Source organism: Streptomyces cynarae, assembly GCF_025642135.1.
GTDB lineage: Bacteria > Actinomycetota > Actinomycetes > Streptomycetales > Streptomycetaceae > Streptomyces > Streptomyces cynarae.
Window position 1 is genome coordinate 6,146,376 of record NZ_CP106793.1, and the last position, 18,486, is coordinate 6,164,861.

The window sequence follows — 18,486 nt, forward strand, 5'->3', positions numbered from 1 at the left end:
GGGCGCTCGGCGGTGGTTCCGGCGAGGTCACGCCTGCTTGATCGCCGAGATGTCGAAGACCAGCTTGATCTTGTCGGAGACCAGCACGCCGCCCGTCTCGAGGGCCGCGTTCCAGGTCAGGCCCCACTCGGAACGCAGGATCTCCGCCTTGCCCTCGAACCCGACGCGCTCGTTGCCGAAGGGGTCCTTGGCCGCGCCGTTGAACTCCAGGGCGATGGTGATCGGCTTGGTCGTGCCGAGGATCGTGAGGTCGCCGGTGATCCGGTACTCGTCGCCGCCGAGCGCCTCCGCGCGGGTGGAGCGGAACGTCATCGTCGGGTGCTCGTCGATCGTGAAGAAGTCGGAGCTCTTGAGGTGGTTGTCGCGGTCGGCGGAGCCGGTCTCGATGCTGTCCATCTTCACGTCGATGGAAGCCGTGGACTTCGACGGGTCCGAGCCGTCCAGGTGCAGGGTGCCGGTGAAGTCCTTGAAGCTGCCCTTGACGTTGGTGACCATCGCGTGCCGGGCCACGAACCCGATGGTGCTGTGCGCCGGGTCCAGCGTGTACTCGCCGGTCAGGGCGGCGAGGTCCGGGTTCACTGCGGCGGCCGGTGCGGTCTCGGCGCCGTTCTTGCGGCTGAAGATGCTCATGACGTGCTCCTTTGGGGGACGGATCGCGGTCCCTGAGGGAGGCCGCGGCTCGAAGCTGTTTAAGATTCAACGAGCTCAACACGAGAGACGGTAGACCTATTCCGTTCGAGTTTCAACATTATTGGGTCTGTGTCGCTCACGGAGGCGCGGCGGGCGCGTCGGCTTCGGTCGACCGGTACCGTGGGTAGCCGCCTACGTCCGTTCGAGGCCCCTCGTCACTCGGGGGATGGCATGTGCCGCCCACCAAGGTGTGATCACTGCGCGTCCCCCACTTTGTGGGAGCCTGACAAGGCCGAGGCCCTCTGAGCAGTCAGAACGGCTGCATCCGGGCTGTGTTCTGTTCAGGGTTACCAGGAAAACGGGCCCGAGACTGTACGGAGTCGACGGCGAGCTTTCCTTGGTGGACTTCGTAAGGTCGCTACATGACCGTTTTGGACGAGGCTGTGGATTCCGGGAGCGAGCCCGCGGACGCGCGCGGGCGGGTCGCCGAACTGCACGAGATCCGCAAGCAGGCGCTCGCGGGCCCGAGCGATAAGGCGACCGAGGCGCAGCACGCCAAGGGCAAGCTGACCGCCCGGGAGCGCATCGAACTGCTTCTGGACCCCGGCTCCTTCCAGGAGGTCGAGCAACTGCGCCGGCACCGGGCGACCGGGTTCGGCCTGGAGTCGAAGAAGCCGTACACCGACGGTGTGATCACCGGTTGGGGCACGGTGGAGGGCCGCACGGTCTTCGTCTACGCCCATGACTTCCGCATCTTCGGCGGCGCGCTGGGCGAGGCCCACGCCACCAAGATCCACAAGATCATGGACATGGCCATCGCGGCCGGGGCGCCGCTGGTCTCCCTCAACGACGGTGCGGGCGCCCGTATCCAGGAGGGCGTGAGCGCGCTCGCCGGCTACGGCGGCATCTTCCAGCGCAACACCAAGGCCTCCGGTGTCATCCCGCAGATCTCGGTGATGCTCGGCCCGTGCGCGGGCGGCGCGGCCTACAGCCCCGCCCTGACGGACTTCGTGTTCATGGTCCGTGAGACCTCGCAGATGTTCATCACCGGCCCGGACGTGGTCAAGGCGGTGACCGGCGAGGAGATCACGCAGAACGGTCTGGGCGGCGCGGACGTCCACGCCGAGACCAGCGGTGTCTGCCACTTCGCGTACGACGACGAGGAGACCTGCATCGCCGAGGTGCGCTACCTCCTCTCCCTGCTCCCGCAGAACAACCGGGAGAACCCGCCGCGGGTGGAGTGCACCGACCCCGTCGACCGCCGCTCGGACGTCCTGCTCGACCTGGTGCCGGCGGACGGCAACCGGCCGTACGACATGGCCAAGGTGATCGAGGAGATCGTCGACGACGGCGAGTACCTCGAGGTCCACGAGCGCTGGGCGCGGAACATCATCTGCGCGCTGGCCCGGCTGGACGGCCAGGTGGTCGGCATCATCGCCAACCAGCCGCAGACGCTCGCCGGTGTGCTCGACATCGAGGCCAGTGAAAAAGCTGCACGTTTTGTGCAGATGTGTGACGCTTTTAACATTCCGTTGGTGACGTTCCTGGACGTTCCCGGGTTCCTTCCGGGTGTCGACCAGGAGCACGGCGGCATCATCCGGCACGGGGCGAAGCTGCTGTACGCGTACTGCAACGCGACCGTGCCGCGGATCTCGCTGATCCTGCGCAAGGCGTACGGAGGTGCGTACATCGTGATGGACAGCCAGTCCATCGGGGCGGACCTCACCTACGCCTGGCCGACCAATGAGATCGCCGTGATGGGCGCGGAGGGCGCGGCCAACGTCATCTTCCGCCGCCAGATCGCCGAGGCGGAGGACGCCGAGGCCATGCGGGCGCGGATGGTCAAGGAGTACAAGTCCGAGCTGATGCACCCGTACTACGCGGCCGAGCGGGGCCTGGTGGACGACGTCATCGACCCTGCCGAGACCCGCGAGGTCCTGATCAGGTCCCTGGCGATGCTGCACGCGAAGCACGCCGACCTGCCGTCCCGCAAGCACGGCAACCCCCCGCAGTAACCGGGCGGACCCACCGCGGCAACCCCGCGGACCCCTCTCTCACGGAGACTGACACCCATGAGCAACCCTGACATCCGCGTCGAGAAGGGCCACGCCGAGCCCGAGGAAGTGGCCGCCATCACGGCCGTCCTCCTGGCCCGCGCCGCGGCCCAGCCCACGGCCACGACCGCGTCCCACCGGGGCCGCGCCAAGGCAGGCTGGCGCCGCCTCGAGCGCGAACCGGGCTTCCGCGCCCCGCACAGCTGGCACGCGTAGCCGCGCCGCCCGAGCCGTTGCTGAAGGGCCCCTCCGCTTGCGGAGGGGCCCTTCTTGCTGCGCCGGAAAAAGGGCGAGGGCCCCTCCGCAAGAAGGGGCCCTTGGGTGCGCCCACCAAGGGGCGCCAGGAACTGCGCGACCAGCCAGGTGCGGGCCCGCAGGCGGCGTGCGGCATACGGGGCAGCCCGGTAGACGAAGACTGCGCCTAACGAAGCCGAGCCATCAGCGCGTGCTCCACGAGGGTGATCAGCGCACTCTTCGCGTCCGCACGGTGCCGGGCGTCCGTGGTGATGATCGGGGTGTCGGGGCCGATCTGCAGCGCCTCGCGCACCTCGTCGGGCGTGTAGGGCTGGTGTCCGTCGAAACCGTTCAGAGCGATGACGAACGGAAGACCCGAGTTCTCGAAGTAGTCGACCGCGGGGAAGCAGTCGGCCAGGCGCCGGGTGTCCACCAGGACGATCGCGCCGATCGCGCCGCGGACCAGGTCGTCCCACATGAACCAGAAGCGGTCCTGGCCCGGCGTACCGAAGAGGTAGAGGATCAGGTCCTGGTCGAGGGTGATACGGCCGAAGTCCATCGCCACCGTGGTGGTGGTCTTGTCCCCGGTGTGGGTGAGGTCGTCGATGCCCGCCGAAGCAGACGTCATGACGGCCTCCGTGCGCAGCGGGTTGATCTCCGAGACGGCGCCGACGAACGTGGTCTTGCCCACGCCGAAGCCGCCCGCCACCACGATCTTCGCGGAGGTGGTGGAGCGGGAAGGACCGCCGCTAGAGCTTGCGAAGTCCACTGAGCACCCTTTCGAGCAGTGTCACGTCTGGCTGGCCGCCGGCGTTCTCGTCGCCGCCGGGCTGATGGATGGCGACCAGGCCCGCCTCCGCCAAGTCGGCGACGAGGATCCTGGCCACGCCGAGAGGGATCGTGAGGAGAGCCGAGATCTCGGCCACCGACTTGATTTCCCGGCACAGGTTGCAGATCCGCTGATGCTCGGGCAACTGGCCCTGCATCTGGTGCGGTTGTGCGGTGGTGTGCACCAGCGCCTCGATGGCGAGCTGGTAGCGCGGCCTGGTGCGGCCGCCCGTCATGGCGTACGGACGCACCAGAGGGTTGTTCGAGGACCCGGCGGGCGCCGGCTCGGGGGAGCGGCGCTGCGGCTGCACGGGCTGGATACGCGGTGCCGGCGGCTGGTCGTACGGCGACGGACCCGGACCCTGGGGGCCCTGCGGCGCGTACGGCTGGCGCCACTGGCCCGGCGCGGAGGGGAAGTCGTACCGGTTCTGGTCACCCTGGCCCGGGCCCTGACCGGGGCCGTAGGACCAGTTGCCGGTAGGCGAACCGCCTGGGGGTGTTGCCACGTTCTCTCCTCCTCCGACTGCGCCGGGCACCCATGCCTGTGGAAGCCGCGTCCCGAAACCTTACGGCCCCGGGACGCTCAAACGCACCGTCCGTCTTCTAGTTGAGAAGGCTGCCCTGGAGCTCCGCACGAAGGTCCGGAGTCAGGACCGTACCGGCACGATCGACCAGAAGCGCCATCTCGTACCCAATGAGGCCGATGTCCGCCTCCGGGTGTGCGAGAACCGCGAGCGACGAACCGTCGGAAATGGACATGATGAACAGGAATCCCCGCTCCATCTCCACAACCGTCTGGTTCACACTGCCGCCCTCGAAGATGCGGGAGGCACCCGCGGTCAGCGAGGTCAGACCGGAGGCGACGGCCGCCAGTTGGTCGGCGCGATCGCGCGGAAAGCCTTCGGACATCGCCAGAAGGAGTCCGTCGGCGGAGACCACCACCGTGTGGGACACCCCGGGGGTGTTGTCCACGAAGTTGGTGATCAACCAGTTCAGGTTCTGTGCCGCCTGGCTCATCGGGCTCACACTAACGCTCCTGGTTGTAGGTGCTGTCAGGACCGAAGCCCTGGCCGTTCGTTTCACTGCCTGCTCGGCGTCCCCGCTGGACGCCTCGGCGCAGGTTGCTCAGCCTGCCCCTGACGTCCTCGGGGGCACGGGAGACCTGGGGGCCTCCCTGCGGGGTCGCCTCCGCGGCGCCCTCGATCAGGTTCGCCTTGGGTACCCGTCGAGGCAGACCGGAAGCGGTGACCCCGCCCGCCTTGGGCTTCCGGAGCTGCGCTGCCTGCTGCCACCGCTCGTCGTTCGCGGAGCGCCAGTCGCCGCCCGTCTCCTTGGCCGCCGGCGGATCCTGGGTCACGGGCTGGGGCCGGCCGGCGGTGCCGTTCGCGGTGGAGCCGCGGCGGGGCAGTCCGGCATCGGTCAGCTCGTGGCCGGCGGAGGGGGCCGGTCCCGGACGGTCGAAGCCTACGCGGTCCCGCTCACTTACGTCACCGGCCTGCGCGGATTCCGGTTCGGGAGCGTACTCGGAGCGGTAGCCGCTCTGGAAGTCGTCCCGCTGGGGCCAGTCGTCCTGGTACGACGACTCCTCCAAGGAGGAGAACGTCTCCGCAGGGCCGGACCGGTCCGCCGTACGGCCCTCCGGCACCTGTTCCGCATACGCGGGCTCCGGGTAGCCGCCACCGGACGGGAAGCCGTCGTTCTGCGGCAGGCCGCCGTTCTGGGAGAAGTACGGATCCTGGTACGCGGTCTGCTGGGGCTCCGCGTACGCCGTCTGCTGGTCGTACGCCGCCCGCTGCTCTTCGTACGCGTGCTGTCCGTTGTCGTACGGGGACTGGCCGTTGTCGTACGCGTGCTGTCCGTCGCCGTACGCCGGCTGCTGCGTTTCGAAGCCGTCCTGGTACGAGGGAGCGGTCCGATCACCTTCCTGCGGCTCCTGCGGCCGGTTGGTGCCCTGGACCTGAGCCTCCAGGGCCGCACGGCGCTCCTCGCGCATCAGCGAGCGGCCGACGGGGTCCAAGTCCCGTATGTCGTTCGGGACCTCGGTGTAGCGGCTGTCGTCGAAGCCCAGCTCCGCCGCCGTCCGCAGCGGCTGCCCGTCGAAGCTCTCACCGTGGAAGGTCTGCTGCGGGATGATCTGGGAGACGGTGAACTCGTCGCGCTCCAGCGGCTGTTCACCGCCACCGCCGTGGGTGATGGCGTCGGGCAGCATGACCAGCGAGGTGGTGCCGGCCTGTTCGCCCGAGGGGCGCAGCTGGACCCGGATGCCGTGCCGGTCGGACAGCCGGCCGACCACGAACAGGCCCATGCGCTGCGAGATCGCGGCGTCCACGGTCGGCGGGTTGGCCAGCTTGTGGTTGATGTCCGCGAAGTCCTCGGCGGTCAGGCCGATGCCCTTGTCGTGGATCTCGACCATGATGCGGCCGTCGGGGAGACGGGTCGCGGTCACGCGGACCTTGGTCTGCGGCGAGGAGAACGTCGTGGCGTTCTCCAGCAGCTCCGCGAGCAGGTGCACGAGGTCGGTCACGGCGCGGCCGTGGATCTCGGCCTCCGGGACGCCGGACAGCTCGATGCGCTCGTACTGCTCCACCTCGGAGGAGGCGGCGCGCAGGACGTCGATCAGCGGGACCGGCTGGTCCCAGCGGCGGCCGGGCTCCTCGCCGGCGAGGACGAGGAGGTTCTCGCCGTTGCGGCGCATACGGGTCGCGAGGTGGTCCAGCTTGAACAGGTTCTCCAGCTGGTCCGGGTCGGCCTCGTTGTTCTCCAGCTCGGTGATCAGGGTCAGCTGGCCCTCGATCAGCGACTGGTTGCGGCGCGAGAGGTTGGTGAAGATCGCGTTGATGTTGCCCCGCAGCAGGGCCTGCTCGGCGGCGAGCCGGACGGCCTCGCGGTGGACCTGGTCGAAGGCGCGGGCGACCTCGCCGATCTCGTCCGTGGAGGAGATCGGGATGGGCGCGACCCGGGTGTCGACACGGCCGGGGTCGGTGCGCGAGAGCTGGTCGACCAGCATCGGCAGGCGCTGCTCGGCGACACCGAAGGCCGCGTTGCGCAGCTGGCGCATCGAGCGGCTCATCTGGCGGGCCATGAGGCCGGCGATGATGAACGCGGCCAGCAGGGCGACGACGACGATGGCGCCGGTGACGAACGCGGACTGCTTGGCGTTGTCGGCGATGGCCGAGGCGTCCGCCACGGCCTTGTCGGCCATGTCCGACTCGATCTGGCGGTACGCGTTGAACTTGAGGGTGTTGACCGCCCACCAGTTCTGCGGCGTGATGCCCTGCTGGGCGAGCGCGGCGCGGGCGGTGGTGCCGGTGGACGGCAGCGAGGCGAGGGCCGCGACCATCTTGGTCGGGTCCGACGGCGGGGGCACGTAGCTCGGGTCCTTGGCTTTGGCCTGCTGGGCCATTGCCGCGCCGTCGGACTGGATCTTCTTCTCGAGGACCGTGAGCTTGTCGGCGTCCGCCTGGGTACCGCCGCCGATGTACTCCTCGACGGCGATGCCTTCGAGGTAGGCGTACGAGGACAGCGCGACGCGCTGCTTGGCGAGGCTGGTGTCCGAGGTGCCGGGCTTGATCAGCATGTGCATGCCGATCGAGCGCTCCAGGGACAGAGCGGCCTTCGTCAGGGAGATGGCGTAGACGGTGCGGCCGTAGCTGGTGATGTTGCCGGTGCCCAGACCGAGCTCGTTGGCGAACTCCATCAGTGGGTGCTGGACCTGGACGTAGCCCTCTTCGGTCTGCACCCCGCTCAGGGCGGCGGTGTAGGCGCCCTGGCGCAACGCCGGCAGCTTGGTCTCGGCCTTACGGAAGATGGAGAGGCGGCGCTCCAGGCCCGACTTGTGGGGCATGTTCTGGGCTGCCTGGTCGAAGGCCTTGGCGGCCTGGTCCGTGGCACCGCGTGCCTGGACGACCGTCGAGTCGTTCTGGCCCTTGCCCTGGAGGAGGGGTGCGGCGCTGACGTCGCGCTCGGTGATGAGCGCGTTGGCGTAGGTCAGGGACGCCTGGACGAGACGGGCCGTGTTCTCCGCGTCCCGCGCCTGTCGCCAGGTGTCGATCGAGCTCTTCACCTGGAAGCCGCCCATCACCAGGCCGACCAGCACGGGTATGAGCAGGATCGCGTTCAGCCTGGTCGGCACGCGCCAGTTGCGCGGGGAGAAGCGGCTGCCCTTGGGCGGGAGAGCCGTCGCCTCCGGGCCGGGCACTTGTGCGGGTGCCGCTCCGCGCGGCGGCGGGGTGAAGTTGCCCCGCGCCGACGGCTCGGGACCGTTCTTGCTTCGCCTCACTCGACCAACAACCTCTCGGCGACGGCACCTACGTCGTGCCGCGGTGTCTCCAGAGCCCTGTCCGAGACTTGTACGTCTTTGACTACTGGGCAGTTCAGGCATTCCAGCACGTCGACCTGCGCGATTCCAAACACTCGGAATCCGGGATTCCGAACGCCGGATGCCCTAGATAAAACGGTCATAAAGAGCGAGCCCCGCCAAAAGGCGGGGCTTTTGTGAGCGCAGCGGTACCGACCGACCGCGCGGTGTGTCGGTACCACCGAATTTCTCTGTCGAAACGTTATGAACACCGGGGCCGACCGTGTCAAACGCCACAGCCGGCGCCCGATGATCTACGACAACTGCCGTGTGGTGCCGCCGACTTGATCTACCGCAGGCGGGCCATGAGCGCATGTTCCACCAGCGTGATCAGCGCACTCTTCGCGTCCGCACGGTGGCGGGCGTCCGTCGTGATGATCGGGGTGTCCGGGCCGATCTGCAGCGCTTCCCGCACTTCGTCGGGCGTGTACGGCTGGTGCCCGTCGAAACCGTTGAGCGCGATCACGAACGGAAGACCCGAGTTCTCGAAGTAGTCGACGGCGGGGAAGCAGTCGGCCAGGCGCCGGGTGTCCACGAGCACCACCGCGCCGATCGCGCCGCGGACCAGGTCGTCCCACATGAACCAGAAGCGGTCCTGGCCCGGCGTACCGAAGAGATAGAGGATCAGGTCCTGGTCGAGGGTGATACGGCCGAAGTCCATCGCCACCGTGGTGGTGGTCTTGTCCCCGGTGTGGGTGAGGTCGTCGATGCCCGCCGACGCGGAGGTCATCACGGCCTCGGTGCGCAGCGGGTTGATCTCCGAGACGGCGCCCACGAACGTGGTCTTGCCGACGCCGAAGCCGCCCGCCACCACGATCTTCGCGGAGGTGGTCGCCCGCCCTCCGTCAGAGCTTGCGAAGTCCACTGAGCACCCTTTCGAGCAGTGTCACGTCCGGCGCGCCGCCGTTGTTCTCGTCGCCACCCGGCTGGTGGATCGCGACGAGTCCGGCCTCGGCGAGGTCCGCGACGAGAATCCGGGCCACACCGAGCGGCATGGCCAACAGCGCCGACACCTCGGCCACCGACTTCACCTCGCGGCACAGGTGGCAGATCCGCTGGTGCTCCGGCAGCAGTCCCATCAGCTGGGCCGGGTCGGCCGTGGTGCTGATCAGCGCCTCGATCGCGAGCTGATAGCGCGGCCGGGTCCGGCCGCCCGTCATCGCGTACGGACGGACCAGCGGCTGGTCGCCCTCGTCCCCGTACGGCTCTGCGTACGGATCGTGAGAGGCGGTGGGCGGGGTCATGAATCCTCCGGGCGGGACAGCAAGTCGGTCGGGCTAGCCGTCTGACGGGGCCGGTGGGGGGACTGTGGCGGCCTGACGGTGATTTCGTGAGGTGGGTGGTACCGGGGCCGGTCAGTGGAGCAGACTGCCCTGGAGCTCGGCGCGCAGGTCGGGGGTGAGTACCGCGCCCGCGCGGTCGACCAGGAGCGCCATCTCGTAGCCGACCAGGCCGATGTCGCACTCCGGGTGGGCGAGCACGGCGAGGGACGAGCCGTCCGAGATGGACATCAGGAACAAGAAGCCGCGTTCCATCTCGACGACGGTCTGTGCCACGGTGCCGCCCTCGAAGATCCGGGAGGCCCCTGCCGTCAGCGACGTGAGCCCGGAGGCCACGGCCGCGAGCTGGTCGGCGCGGTCACGGGGGAAGCCCTCCGACAGCGCCAGCAGGAGACCGTCGGCGGACACGACGACGGTGTGGGACACCCCGGGGGTGTTGTCCACGAAGTTGGTGATCAACCAGTTGAGGTTCTGTGCCGCCTGGCTCATCGGGCTCAACTAACGCTCCTGCTGGTGAGTGGGGCTGGGGAAGCTGCCGGTCTGGCCGGTACCGGCCTGGCGACCCTGGGCGATGCCCCGTCGGAGATTGGTCAGCCGACCGCGCACCTCGTCGGGGGCGCGCGAGACCTGCGGACCGCTGTGGTGCTGTTGCTGCTGGGCCGTGCCCGGCACGAGGTTCGCACGCGGGACCCGGCGCGGCAGGCCGGAGGTGGTGACCCCGCCGGAGGCGGGCTGCCGCACGCGCTCGGCCTGGCGGACGAGCTCGTCGTTAGGGGAGGTCCGCCAGGCCGAACCGGCCGGACGCTGGGGACCCGGGGAGGGCTGGGCCGGGGGCGCGGCCTGCGGCGGCGTGGAGGCGCCGCCCTGCTGCCGCTCGCGGAACCAGTTGGTCTCGAGCGTGTCGTACAGCGGCGTGCGTCCGTCGCCGGGGCTCGCCGCCGGCGGCAGGGCCTCGGGCTCCTGGCGGTGCTGAGGCTGCTGGGGGCCGGCGGCCGGGGCGCGCCGTAGGCGTCACCGCCCGCCTGCGGACGCTCGAACTGCCCGGTGGACGACGGCTCCTGGCGGTTGCCGAAGCCCGGGGACGCGAACTGGCCCGTGCTGGAGCCGTCGTAGCCCTGCGGGGGGAACTGGCCCGTCGGAGCCGGGCCCTGGGCGCGGCCCGGCGCCGGGAAGCGGCCCGTGTCCTGGCCCTGTCCGGCCGCCGGGTAGTGGCCCGTGGGGCCGCCCGCGCCCGGGGCGCCGAACACGTCGGATCGGACGAACTGCCCGTTGTCCGCGGCGTCGGCGGCGGGGCGCGGGGCGTTGAAGTCCGGCCGGGGGAACTCGGAGGTGGAGCCGGGGCCCTGTCGGTCGTCGATCCGCGGGAACTGCTGTCGCTCGTCGACGCGCGGGAACTCCGCCGTCGAACCGGGGACCTGGCGGTCGTCGATCCGCGGCATGGGCGAGGTCGAGGTCAGCGGGTCCGGCTCCTCATGGCCGCGCGGGGCGTCCAGCGAGGCGCGCGGCACCGGCGGCTGCGCGTTCTCGTCGCTCCAGCTCGGCGTGCGCTGCTGCGCGCGGCACCAGGCAGCTCCGGCCGCGAACCGCCACGCCCGGGCAGCTGCGGACGGCGACGGCCACCGCGCTCCTTGGGCTGCTGCGACTGCTGCTGCTGAGGTTGCTGCGGCGGTACGGGGGCGCTGTCGCCGAACCCGGCCGGGCGCAGACCCGGGCCGCCGTCGCCGAAGCCGCCCTGCCGGGAACCGGGCTCCTGGAAGGGCTGGGCAGCCTGCAGTCCCTGCGGGCCGCTCTGGCCGAAGGCTCCGGTGCCCGCGCCCGCCGGGGCCGGACGGCCCTGCGGGGAGACGGGGGCATGCGCTCCACCGGGGCCGCCGGGGCGGCCACCGGGGAAGGTGCCGGGCAGCGCGGCGCGCGGGCCCTGACCGGCGCCCACCTGCCCACGCTCCGGGGCGGCGTCGAGTCCGGGGCCACCGGCGGACCGGTTGCCCTGCTGCGCCTGGCGACGGGCCGCGGCCGCGCCGGCGGCGGCCTGCGCGGCGGCCGGGCCACCGGTGTGCGGGGCGCCCTGGCCCGGCTTGCCCGGGGCGGGCTTCTTGCCGCCCTGGGCGACGTCGACCGGGAGCATGACCAGCGCGGTCGTGCCACCGGAGTCGGACGGGCGCAGCTGGATGCGGATGCCGTGGCGCTGCGACAGACGGCCGACCACGAACAGACCCATGCGGCGGGACACCGACACGTCCACGGTGGGCGGCGAGGCGAGCCGCTCGTTGATCGCCGCGAGGTCCTCGGGCGACAGACCGATACCGGTGTCGTGGATCTCGATCAGGACGCGGCCGTCGGGCAGTGCGTGACCGGTGACCTTGACCTTGGTCTGCGGCGAGGAGAACGAGGTGGCGTTCTCGAGGAGCTCGGCGAGCAGGTGCACGAGGTCGTTGACGACGCGGCCGGCGACCTCGGTGGCCGGGACCGCGGCGAGCTCGATGCGCTCGTACTGCTCCACCTCGGACGCGGCGGCGCGGAGCACGTCGACCAGGGGGACCGGGCGGGTCCAGCGGCGGCCCGGCTCCTCACCGGCGAGAACGAGGAGGTTCTCACCGTTACGGCGCATACGCGTCGCGAGGTGGTCGAGCTTGAACAGCGAGGACAGCTGGTCCGGGTCGGCCTCGCGGGACTCGAGTTCGGAGATCAGCGACAGCTGGCGCTGGATCAGACCCTGGGAGCGGCGCGAGAGGTTGGTGAACATCGCGTTGACGTTGCCCCGCAGCAGGGCCTGCTCGGCGGCGAGGCGGACCGCCTCGCGGTGCACGTCGTCGAAGGCCGCGGCCACCTGGCCGATCTCGTCCCGGGAGTGCACACCGACCGACTCCACGGACGTGTCGACGTCCTGCGGGTCGGACTCGGACAGCTGCTTGACCAGCTCGGGCAGGCGTTCCTGGGCGACCTTGGTCGCGGTCTCCTGGAGCCGCCGCAGCGAGCGGATCATGGAGCGGGCCACGACGAAGGCGCCGACGAGGGAGACACCGAGGACCAGGAGGATCAGCGCACCGGAGATGATCGCCTCTCGCTCAGAGACGTTCTTCAGCTCGCGGGCCTTCTGCTCCATCTGCTCCAGGAGCGTGCCCTCGATGCTCTTCATCTGCTGGATCTTGGTCGAGTCGTCGTCGACCCAGTCCTTGTACGAGCGCTTGTCCTGCGACTCCAGGCCGTTGGCGCTCTTCAGCACGCGGCCGGCGTACTGGTCGGCGGCCTCGATCGTCGGGCTGCCCTGGTCGATCGGCTTCGTCAGGTCCTCGGCGCCGTCGCCGTAGATGCTGCGGAAGCTGTCCAGCTCGGAGTCCTGGCTCTCCAGGGCCGAGAGGGCGTACTGGCGGTCGTTCTCGGAGAGCTGGCCGAACGTGGTGTTGCTCGCGGGCAGGGCCGCCGCGATCACCGCGCGCTGCATCGACGCGTACTCCTTGGCGGTGGAGAAGGCCGCCAGGGCGCGGGTGCGCTGGATCATCTCCGGGTTGCTGGTGGCCTGCGCCATGTCCTGGGACAGGCTGAGCAGGCCGGTGATCAGACGGTGGTAGGCCTCGACCGTCTGCGTGGAGTTCTTCGGGTCCTTGTAGGCGTTGGCGCGTATCGCGCTGAGGTTGTTCAGCTCGCTCGCGATACCGACGATGCTGTCGCGCACGCCGGAGAGCTGGCCGCTGCCGGAGGCGTCGCCGATCTCCTGGGTGCCCTCAAGGAAGGCGGAGCGGGCGCGGTTGGTCTTGTCGCGGACGCCCTTGACCGTGTAGTCGCTCGCGGTCGCGCCATGGGCGAGCGGGCCGGCGGACTGGTCGCGCTCGTCCTGGAGCGCCTCCGCGAGCTGCGTCGCCTGCCGGGTCATGTCAGTCAGCAGCTTCATGTTGTCGAGCTGCTGGATCTGGTCCACGTTGTCGCTGATGCGCAGGGCACCGAGCGAGGTCGCCGCGACCACGGGGAGCGCCAGCAGTGACACAAGGCGCGTGGAGATGCGCCAGTTGCGCAGCGCCAGGCGTGAACCGGCGTCGACCGGGGGAGTGCTGCCCTTGGGCGCCGCAGGCGCGGGGGCGGCGTGGTCGACGTGCCGGGCGTGGGCGCGCCGGTGCGCCCGGGCCGCTCGGGGCCGCCGGCGGCCGGTGCCGGTCCCGGGTTCTGGGCGTGCTGGGGCGAGGAACCGCGGTCGGTCCCGCCGTGCGGCTCCGGCTCCGCCGAAGCGCTGCCATCCCTCTTGAAACGTCCCTGCACTAGCGTCGCAACCTCTGGACCAGGCGCCCCTCCGCGCGAGCGGTGGGACGGTGTCGGCGTCGTGGGGAGCGCCCTGAATACGCTCCCCGGGTGGTCGTGAGTGACCGGCGCTGGCTCCCCCTTCCCGCCGCTCTTCGGCGCTGCGTTGCGCCCCCTGTGCGCCGGTGCGATCCCGCGGCGGTCCGTGGAATTCCAGCACAGTGCCGGATCTCCAACAAGGCCAACGGGCGAGCGTGTGACCACCGTGACACCTTGTGAGTGGCGCGTCACGGGACGTAGAAAGTGATCCCGTACATAACGGGCGCATGCGGACGAGGCATTGATGTGTGTCCGGTGTCCCAGTCGCCATGATCAGGAGCGGAATGCGGGCTTCAATGGAGCAATGTCCGTTTCGCTGACGGAGGTTGCTGGTGTCGAATGCCCCTTTTGTCTGTCCGTCAGTGAGCAAACTCACACGGTGATCAGACCCTCTTCAGGGCTTTGCGTGGGAATTGGATGTTTAGCCTGACGCTTTACAGGGATGGCGAATCCGACAACCCGCGCCCCGGCGACGGCCCTTGAGGCCCGCCCGGCGCCCGCAACGACGAGGTCAACGACAACAGTGAAGACCACGATGATGTTCCGCACCATAGCGAACCCGCGGCGGACGACGCTGGTGCACCTCACCGACGCCGAGGAGCTGCAGGTGCCGGCGACCCCGGAACACTCCGTCGACCTTCCCACCCAGACCGCCAATCCCAAGCGCACCGTCCTCATGGAGGTCCCGGTCCAGGCCTCCGTCGCGCAGTAGTACGCGCGTCGGGCGCCGCACGCTCAACGGGACGAGGGCAATCGTGGGGCGCCCGCGTATGCCGTGCCGGATCGAGCGGCCCCGGTGAGCGGCCGCTCACCGCCGGTAGGCGGATGACCGTCTCCCGACGCGTACCGCCGATCAGGCACGAGTCCGGCGGTGCCCGCCGGTGACGCCCGGATTCGGCGGTGGCCGCCGACCCGTACGGCCTGCCGGCGGCCGTCGGCCCGTACGCCGGAGACCCCCCGCCCCATCCCTACCGGACCCGTGGCGCCCGTAAAGCGCGAGGTGCGCGCCCCTTGCCGCGTTAGCCTGGAGCGTCAGACTCCAGCCAGCTCAGTTAAGGGGCGCAAGGATCCCGTGCGCATCGCCAGATTCTCCATCGACGGGAACGTCGCCTTCGGCGCGGTCGAGGGTGACAAGCCGGACGAGCTCGTCCTCGACATCATCAAGGGCATCCCGTTCGCGGACTTCGAGCTCTCCGGCACCAAGGTCCCGCTGAGCAAGGTCAGGCTGTTGCCGCCGGTGCTCCCCAACAAGGTCGTGGCCTTCGGCCGGAACTACGCGGAGCACGCGCGCGAGCTGGGCAACGAGGTCCCCGAGGCCCCGTTCGCCTTCTTCAAGCCGTCCACCTCGGTGATCGGCCCCGGCGACGAGATCGCCTACCCCTCCTTCTCCCGGGAACTGCACCACGAGGCCGAGCTGGCCGTGGTGATCGGCCGCATGTGCCGCGAGGTCCCGCGCGAGCGCGTCAAGGACGTGATCCTCGGCTACACCTGCGCCAACGACGTCACCGCGCGCGACGTCCAGCGCCGCGAGAAGCAGTGGGCCCGGGCCAAGGGCTTCGACACCTCCTGCCCGCTCGGCCCCTGGGTGGAGACCGACGTCGACCCGGGCGACCTCACCATCCAGCTCACGGTCAACGGCGAACAGCGCCAGCTCGGCCGCACGAGCGAGATGATCCACCCGATCGAGGACCTGATCGTCAACATCTCCGAGGCCATGACGCTGCTCCCCGGCGACGTGATCCTCACGGGCACCCCCGCGGGGGTCGGCCCCCTCAACGTCGGCGACGAGGTCGCCGTCACCATCGAAGGCATCGGCACTCTCACCAACAAGGTGATCAAGCGTGGCTAACGGATCCGTCCGCGTACGTTTCTGTCCGTCCCCGACCGGCAACCCCCACGTGGGCCTGGTCCGCACCGCCCTGTTCAACTGGGCGTTCGCCCGCCACACCGGCGGCACGTTCGTCTTCCGCATCGAGGACACGGACGCGGCCCGCGACTCCGAGGAGTCGTACGTCCAGCTGCTGGACTCGCTGCGCTGGCTGGGCTTCGACTGGGACGAGGGCCCCGAGGTCGGCGGCCCCCACGCGCCGTACCGCCAGTCCCAGCGGATGGACCTCTACAAGGACGTCGCGAAGAAGCTCCTGGACGGCCGGTACGCCTACCACTGCTACTGCACCACGGAGGAGCTGGACGCCCGCCGTGACGCCGCCCGCGCCGCCGGGAAGCCGTCCGGGTACGACGGGCACTGCCGCGAGCTGACCGCCGAGCAGGTGGCGGCGTACGAGGCCGAGGGCCGCACGCCCATCGTCCGCTTCCGCATGCCCGACGAGCCGATCACCTTCACCGACCTGGTCCGCGGCGAGCTGACCTTCACGCCGGAGAACGTGCCGGACTACGGCATCGTCCGCGCCAACGGCGCCCCCCTCTACACGCTCGTCAACCCGGTCGACGACGCCCTGATGGAGATCACCCACGTCCTGCGCGGCGAGGACCTGCTCTCCTCCACGCCACGGCAGATCGCCCTGTACAAGGCGCTGATCGAGCTCGGCATCGCCAAGGCCGTGCCCGAGTTCGGCCACCTCCCGTACGTGATGGGCGAGGGCAACAAGAAGCTGTCGAAGCGCGACCCGCAGTCGTCGCTGAACCTGTACCGCGAGCAGGGCTTCCTCCCCGAGGGCCTGCTCAACTACCTCTCCCTGCTGGGCTGGTCGCTCGCCCCCGACCGCGACATCTTCTCGGTCGAGGAGATGGTCGCCGCCTTCGACATCGCGGACGTGAACCCGAACCCGGCCCGCTTCGACCTGAAGAAGGCCGAGGCGATCAACGCCGACCACATCCGGCTGCTCGACGTGAAGGACTTCACCGAGCGCTGCCGGACGTGGCTGAAGGCCCCGTTCGCCCCGTGGGCGCCGGAGGACTTCGACGAGGCGAAGTGGCAGGCGATCGCGCCGCACGCGCAGACCCGCGTCAAGGTCCTGTCCGAGATCACCGACAACGTCGACTTCCTGTTCCTGCCGGAGCCGGCGTTCGACGAGGCGAGCTGGACCAAGGCGATGAAGGAGGGCTCCGACGCCCTGCTGACCACGGCCCGCGCCAAGCTCTTGCAGGCCGACTGGAGCAGCCCGGAGTCGCTGAAGGACGCCGTGCTGGCGGCCGGCGAGGAGCACGGCCTCAAGCTCGGCAAGGCCCAGGCCCCGGTCCGCGTGGCCGTCACCGGCCGCACGGTAGGCCTGCCCCTCTTCGAGTCCCTGCAGGTCCTGGGCAAGGAGAAGACGATCGCGCGCATCGACGCGGCGCTGGTGAAGCTGGCGGCGTAAGTACGCCGAAGGGGCGGCACCCGGACTCCGGGTGCCGCCCCTTGGGCGTACGTCGGGCGGCGTCGTTCTCGGCGATCGGGTAGTGGCTCTCGTCGAAGGTCTCCAGGACCACGACGACCATGATCGCGCCCGCCACCATGTACTCGAGTACGACGCCGGGGAGCCACGTAAGCCCTGCGCAGATGCCCGTCCGGGCCGAGCTGGGCGGTAGCCGTCTTGTGGAACGGGTCACGGGCCAGTACGCGCAGCGCCTCGTCCAACTGAACCCGGCGCTCCGCGGGCAGGGGTTCGTACGTCGCGCGGACCTCGACGGTGAACTGGACGCGGCACTCGGTCATGGGCTGTGGCCCGGTCTTTCGCTCGTCGGTTCCGCCACGCTACGACGTCTGCGGGCCACCGAATCCTGGAAACCGGCAGAGGCGTCACCGGTCCGAGTTACTGTCGGGCCATGAGTATTCGGGCCGTGGTCTGGGACGTCGACGACACCCTCTTCGACTACACCACCGCCGACCGAGTCGGAATGCGTGCCCATCTGGCGGCCGAGGGCCAGCTGGACGGCTTCGCGACCGCCGAGCAGGCCATCGCCCGCTGGCGGGAGATCACCGACGCGCAGTGGGCGCGGTACGCGGCGGGGGAGGTTTCCTTCGAGGGGCAGCGGCGCGACCGGGTGCGGGTCTTTCTGGGGAAGGACCTGACCGACGACGAGGCCGACGCCTGGTTCCGGCGGTACCGGGAGCACTACGAGGCCGCCTGGGCGCTCTTCCCGGACGTCCTGCCCGTCCTCGACGCCCTCGCCGCCAGCCACCGACACGCCGTGCTGTCCAACTCCAGCGTCCACGTCCAGGAGCACAAGCTCCGCACCCTCGGCGTCCGCGAGCGCTTCGAGGCCGTGCTGTGCGCCGCCGAGCTGGGCGTCTCCAAGCCGGACGCCCGGGCCTTCCGTGCCGCCTGCGACGCGCTGGGGCTCGCCCCCCCACCAGGTGGCGTACGTCGGAGACCATCCGGAGATCGACGGGCGGGGCGCCGCCGAGGCGGGTCTGCTTTCGGTCTGGATCTGCCGTGACACGGCGCTGATCAGCGGTGACGCCATCGAGGGCCGCCATCGGATCTCGTCCCTCGCCGAACTCCCCGCGATCCTCCGCGCCGATACCCGTTTTGGAGCGCCGTCCACCTTCAGGTAATGTTCTTCCTGCGCCGCGGGGAGCGGGCCGGAAGGCCGGAACTCAGCAGCGTAGAACTAGAACAAGATCCCCTCAGGGGCTTGCGTTCCAGTGGCCTATGGTGTAATTGGCAGCACGACTGATTCTGGTTCAGTTAGTCTTGGTTCGAGTCCAGGTAGGCCAGCTCGCAGAGCTCATCTGCACCCGCGGATCTCATCCGCAAGCCCCCGTTGTGTAGCGGCCTAGCACGCTGCCCTCTCAAGGCAGTAGCGCCGGTTCGAATCCGGTCGGGGGTAC

General features: G+C 70.0%; 13 protein-coding genes, 2 tRNA genes and 2 pseudogenes. 8 read left to right on the plus strand and 9 right to left on the minus strand.

Translation table 11 applies throughout. The annotated features are described in order from the left end of the window. Positions 1-27: 27 nt before the first annotated feature. Positions 28-630, minus strand: a complete 603-nt coding sequence (locus N8I84_RS27995) for a YceI family protein (protein ID WP_263232243.1) — start codon at positions 628-630, stop codon at positions 28-30. Positions 631-1,052: 422 nt separating this feature from the next. Here N8I84_RS27995 and N8I84_RS28000 point away from each other — a divergent pair, with 422 nt between their 5' ends. Beyond that, positions 1,053-2,645: an acyl-CoA carboxylase subunit beta gene (locus tag N8I84_RS28000; protein WP_263232244.1), complete on the plus strand. Its 1,593-nt coding sequence runs from the start codon at positions 1,053-1,055 to the stop codon at positions 2,643-2,645. A gap of 57 nt (positions 2,646-2,702) precedes the next feature. Continuing rightward, positions 2,703-2,900: an acyl-CoA carboxylase subunit epsilon gene (locus N8I84_RS28005; protein WP_263232245.1), complete on the plus strand. Its 198-nt coding sequence runs from the start codon at positions 2,703-2,705 to the stop codon at positions 2,898-2,900. 205 nt (positions 2,901-3,105) lie between these two features. Here N8I84_RS28005 and N8I84_RS28010 read toward each other — a convergent pair whose 3' ends face one another. From N8I84_RS28010 to N8I84_RS28045, 8 genes and pseudogenes are all read right to left on the minus strand, one after another. After that, a complete protein-coding gene (locus N8I84_RS28010) occupies positions 3,106-3,687 on the minus strand; it encodes a GTP-binding protein (protein WP_200422570.1) in 582 nt (193 codons plus the stop codon). Continuing rightward, positions 3,668-4,252, minus strand: a complete 585-nt coding sequence (locus N8I84_RS28015; protein ID WP_263232246.1) for a DUF742 domain-containing protein — start codon at positions 4,250-4,252, stop codon at positions 3,668-3,670. Before N8I84_RS28015 ends, N8I84_RS28010 begins: the two co-directional genes overlap by 20 nt. A gap of 97 nt (positions 4,253-4,349) precedes the next feature. Next, a complete protein-coding gene (locus tag N8I84_RS28020; RefSeq protein ID WP_004983065.1) occupies positions 4,350-4,763 on the minus strand; it encodes a roadblock/LC7 domain-containing protein in 414 nt (137 codons plus the stop codon). 10 nt (positions 4,764-4,773) lie between these two features. Beyond that, complete coding sequence (locus tag N8I84_RS28025) at positions 4,774-8,025, minus strand: sensor histidine kinase (RefSeq protein WP_263232247.1); 3,252 nt, start codon at positions 8,023-8,025, stop codon at positions 4,774-4,776. Positions 8,026-8,392: 367 nt separating this feature from the next. Further along, entirely contained in the window at positions 8,393-8,968 is a 576-nt protein-coding gene (locus tag N8I84_RS28030; RefSeq protein WP_054219273.1) for a GTP-binding protein, read from the minus strand. Then, the gene (locus N8I84_RS28035) at positions 8,949-9,347 is read right to left on the minus strand and encodes a DUF742 domain-containing protein (RefSeq protein ID WP_103838060.1); all 399 of its coding nucleotides are present in this window, start codon (positions 9,345-9,347) and stop codon (positions 8,949-8,951) included. Before N8I84_RS28035 ends, N8I84_RS28030 begins: the two co-directional genes overlap by 20 nt. 111 nt (positions 9,348-9,458) lie before the next feature. Beyond that, positions 9,459-9,872: a roadblock/LC7 domain-containing protein gene (locus N8I84_RS28040; protein WP_103838061.1), complete on the minus strand. Its 414-nt coding sequence runs from the start codon at positions 9,870-9,872 to the stop codon at positions 9,459-9,461. 9 nt (positions 9,873-9,881) lie between these two features. Then, positions 9,882-13,634: pseudogene (locus N8I84_RS28045) on the minus strand (nitrate- and nitrite sensing domain-containing protein). Between the two features lie 601 nt (positions 13,635-14,235). On the opposite strand from N8I84_RS28045, the gene N8I84_RS28050 reads away from it, so the two are divergent. The 6 genes and pseudogenes from N8I84_RS28050 (at position 14,236) to N8I84_RS28075 (ending at position 18,485) form a co-directional block, all read left to right on the plus strand. After that, a complete protein-coding gene (locus N8I84_RS28050; protein WP_263232248.1) occupies positions 14,236-14,424 on the plus strand; it encodes a hypothetical protein in 189 nt (62 codons plus the stop codon). A gap of 360 nt (positions 14,425-14,784) precedes the next feature. Beyond that, positions 14,785-15,561 carry a fumarylacetoacetate hydrolase family protein gene (locus N8I84_RS28055; protein WP_263232249.1) on the plus strand — a complete coding sequence of 259 codons (777 nt, stop codon included), beginning with the start codon at positions 14,785-14,787 and terminating at the stop codon, positions 15,559-15,561. Next, positions 15,554-17,029, plus strand: coding sequence for a glutamate--tRNA ligase (gene gltX / locus N8I84_RS28060; protein ID WP_263232250.1), 1,476 nt, complete (start codon positions 15,554-15,556; stop codon positions 17,027-17,029). The genes N8I84_RS28055 and gltX overlap by 8 nt, the downstream gene beginning before the upstream one ends. A gap of 448 nt (positions 17,030-17,477) precedes the next feature. After that, positions 17,478-18,210 (plus strand): annotated as a pseudogene (locus N8I84_RS28065) (HAD family hydrolase). Between the two features lie 91 nt (positions 18,211-18,301). Continuing rightward, positions 18,302-18,373: transfer RNA gene (locus N8I84_RS28070), tRNA-Gln, on the plus strand. A gap of 39 nt (positions 18,374-18,412) precedes the next feature. After that, a tRNA-Glu gene (locus N8I84_RS28075) sits at positions 18,413-18,485 on the plus strand. The last annotated feature ends 1 nt before the right edge of the window (position 18,486 follow it).